2 protein-coding genes are annotated in these 3,664 nt (G+C 65.9%); one reads left to right on the top strand and one right to left on the bottom strand.

The window, feature by feature from the left end; genetic code table 11:
* Positions 1-124: 124 nt before the first annotated feature.
* Entirely contained in the window at positions 125-1,309 is a 1,185-nt protein-coding gene (locus tag B2W70_RS06490; protein WP_286743976.1) for a depolymerase, read from the top strand.
* Between the two features lie 37 nt (positions 1,310-1,346).
* On the opposite strand, the gene B2W70_RS06485 is transcribed toward B2W70_RS06490, so the two are convergent.
* A partial coding sequence (locus B2W70_RS06485) for a DUF3418 domain-containing protein (protein ID WP_286743974.1) occupies positions 1,347-3,664 on the bottom strand: 2,318 nt, incomplete at its 5' end.

Genomic DNA, 3,664 nt, shown 5'->3' with positions numbered 1-3,664 from the left:
CTACCAGGCTGCGCTACGCCCCGAACAAGACAGCATTGTAGCCGCATGCTAGGGATGGTCGGCACACGAGCGTTGCAAGAACATTGATTTTCGCAACGACAGGATCCTGCGGGAGGAATTTGCCATGCGCACCATCAACCTGCGCCGGCTTGCTTTGCTGTGCACGCTGCTCGCAGCAAGCCAGACGAGCCTGGCTCAAACGACGCGCCCACTGCCACGGGGCGCGCTGATCGATCAGGTCACGGTTTCAGGCATTTCCTCGGGCGCAGCGATGGCGCTGCAGTACGCCGTGGCACATTCGGCAAGCGTCAAAGGGGTGGCCGCCATCGCTGGCCCGAGCTGGGGCTGCGCTCGGGGCTTCGTGAGCACGGCCATCAACGATTGCATGTGCGGCCGCCAGCCCCTGCCAAGCGCCCTGCCCCTGGCGCAGGATCTGGCACGCAGCGGCGCCATCGACCCGCTGGACAATGGCCGGCCCAAAAACTTGTCGCGAAGTTTCGTCTTTCACAGCCCACTGGATGCCACGGTGGTCGCCGGCACGGGTCAGGCCAGTGCGAGCTTCCTGGCCTCGTTCGTGGGCACACCCCCAGTGGTGGACACGGGCAACAAAGCCGACGGCAGCAACCACGCGGGCCACGGCATCGTCTCGCCCGGCGGCACCGACCGATGCGAGGCCTCACCCAAAGACCGCAGCTACGTGCGCCAGTGCCGGCAGGAAGACAACGCGAGAGACCTGTTCAAAGCCTTGTTTCCCGAGGTCCAACAGGACGCGGCACGACGGCGCGACCAGGTGAGTGCCGCCGACATCCAGCCCTTCGACCAGCGCCCGTTCATTGCCGCGGTGACCCGCTCTGGCGAGTACATCGCGCCAGACGCGCTGGCGTTTTTCTTCTACCCCACGCGCAGCGAACGCCGACAACGATTGGACATGGCCACGACCGGCTATGTGCACGTGCCGCCGTCATGCCAGCAGGCAGGCGCTCGCTGCGGGCTGCACATCGCCTTTCACGGCTGCAAGCAGCAAGTTCGCGAATTCGCGCTGACGGCCGGCTATGTGAACTGGGCGGAGGCGCACAAGCAGATCGTCCTGTTCCCGGCCATCGACCAGGGCGCCACACCGGTTTCGGAGAGCTGCAGCAGCGGCGCCATCAACAAGGTGGTCGACACCGCCTGGTACCAACCCAATCCCAACGGTTGCTGGGACTGGTGGGACTACCTCGATGGCGCAGAGCGCACGCGCCACCTGACCCGCAATGGCCTGCAAATGCGCGTGATCGAGCAGATGGTGCAGGCGATCACGGGGCGTTGAAAGCACCAGGCCAGGCCGCTGGCTCGCGGTGCGCAGCTCAACTGCCGATCTGAGCCCAGACCTTCTCCAGCCGCTTGACGCTGACCGGCTGAGGCGTGCGCAGCTCCTGCGCGAACAGGCTGATGCGCAACTCCTCCAACAGCCAGCGGAACTCATCGGTGCGCGCATCGTGCGTGCCTTTGAGTTCGGCCAGGCGGCGCACCAGGCGCTGGTCCAGCGGGCGCAACTCGGCCATGCGCTGCGCGTCGCGCGACGGGTCTCCCTTGAGCTTGTCCAGCCGCAAAGTGATGCCCTTGAGGTAGCGCGGGAAGTGCTGCAGCTGCGCGTAAGGTGTCGCGCTGACAAAGCGCTTGGGCATGAGGCGCTGCAGTTGCGCGGCGACGTCATCGGCCACGTCTTTCGGGGGCTTGGCGTCCTTGAGCTTGCGCGTGGCGGCGGCGTACTCGGTGAGCACGGTGCCGGCCAGGCGCGCCACTTCCTGGGCGATGAGGTTCAGGCGCGTGCGACCTTCTTCCACGCGGGCCTTGAAGCTGGCTGCGTCGGATGGCTGCGGCTCGTTCAGGTAGGCACGGTCGAGGGCCACATCGACGATCTGGTCGCGCAGCTCGTCGGCGGTGCCCAGGCTCATGTAGGCCATCGCCATCTTCTGCAGGTCGGGGATGTTCTTTTCCAGGTACTTCAACGGCTCCCTGATCTGCAAAGCGACCAGACGGCGCAGGCCGACGCGGTGCTTGGCCGCAGCCACATCGGGTTCATCGAAGATGTCGATCTCGACGTGCGTGGCCTTGTCCACCAAAGCGGGGAAGCCGATCAGGGTGTGACCGCCGCGCTGGATCTCCATCAGCTCGGGCAGCTCGCCAAAGGTCCAATCGGTGAGCGGCGTGCTGCCTTGGGAGCGGGCAGCGCCCGAATTGCCTGCAGATGGATCTCCAGGGGCGCCCTGCGAACGGCCCGGTGTCGATCGGGCTCCAGTCGCATCGCCCGAGGCCTGACGACCTGACTGCGCATTCCCCTTGCCGGCATCGCGCCTTGCGGCTCCTGGGGCTGAAGCACCTTCATCAGGCGACAAGCGCCCGCCTTGCTCGGCCAGGACACCTTCGGCGCCCGACACCACCTCCTGTGCCTTGAGTGCCGCCAGTGCCTGGAAGGCCCCGCGCGCCAGCGAGCCCAGCTCGGCCTTGAGCGCCGGCAGGTTGCGGCCCATGCCCAACTGACGCCCGTGTTCGTCGACCACGCGGTGGTTCATGAACAGGTGAGGCGAGAGCATGTCGAGCTTGAAGTCGGCGCGCTTGACGTCGAGCTGGGTCTTGTCGCGCACCGCCTTGAGCAGCGCATCCATCAAGCCGCCTTGCCCGAACGCGGCCGACTGCACGAAGGCGTCGGCGAACTCCGGCAACGGCACCAGGCGCGCACGGGGCTTCTGATGCAGGCTCTTGACCAGGGCCAGCACTTTATCTTTCAACATGCCAGGCACCAGCCACTCGCCGCGCTCTTCCTGCACCTGGTTGAGCGCGTAGATGGGCACGGTCACCGTCACGCCGTCGCGGGCGTCGCCCGGCTCGTGCAGGTAAGTGGCGGCGCAATCCACACCGCCCATGCGCACGTACTTCGGGAAGGCCGCGCTGGTGATGCCCGCTGCCTCGTGGCGCATCAGCTCTTCGCGGCTGAGGTGCAGCAGCTTTGGGTTCTCGCGGCTGGCGTGGCGGTACCACTTCTCGAAGCTGGCGCCACTCATCACATCGGGCGGCACCTGCGCGTCGTAGAAGGCGTAGATCAGCTCGTCGTCCACCAGCACATCCTGCCGGCGCGACTTGTGCTCCAGCTGCTCGACCTGGTTGATGAGCTTGCGGTTGTGCGCCAGGAAAGGCAGGCGTGTCTCCCACTCGTCGTTGACCAGGGCCTCGCGGATGAAGATCTCGCGGGCCTCGCGCTCGTTGACCAGGCCGAAGTTGACGCGCTTGTTGTTGTAGACAACCAGGCCGTAAAGCGTGGCGCGCTCCAGTGCCACCACTTCGGCGGCCTTCTTTTCCCAGTGCGGCTCCAGCAACTGCTTTTTCAGCAGGTGGCCGCCCATGGACACCAGCCATTGAACGTCGATGTTGGCCACGCCGCGGCCATACAGCTTGGTGGTTTCGACCAGTTCAGCCGCCAGGATCCAGCGCCCCGGCTTCTTGCTCAGGTTGGCGCCCGGGTGCTTCCAGAACTTGATGCCGCGCGCGCCCAGGTACCACTCCTCGTCGTCCGACTTGCAGCCCACGTTGCCCAGCAGGCCTGAGAGCAGCGACAGGTGCACTTGTTCATACGTGGCCGGCGATCCATTGAGGCGCCAGTTGTGCTCGGCCACCACGGTGTGCA

This window comes from Aquabacterium sp. UBA2148, from assembly GCF_002328915.1.
Lineage (GTDB): Bacteria > Pseudomonadota > Gammaproteobacteria > Burkholderiales > Burkholderiaceae_C > Aquabacterium > Aquabacterium parvum.
The sequence above is the reverse complement of the archived record's forward strand: the minus strand, read 5'-3'. Positions and strand labels throughout refer to the sequence as shown.

Excerpts from the sequence above, each read along its gene's own strand:
- B2W70_RS06490 (WP_286743976.1), top strand. The coding sequence starts at position 125 with ATGCGCACCATCAACCTGCGCCGGCTTGCTTTGCTGTGCACGCTGCTC.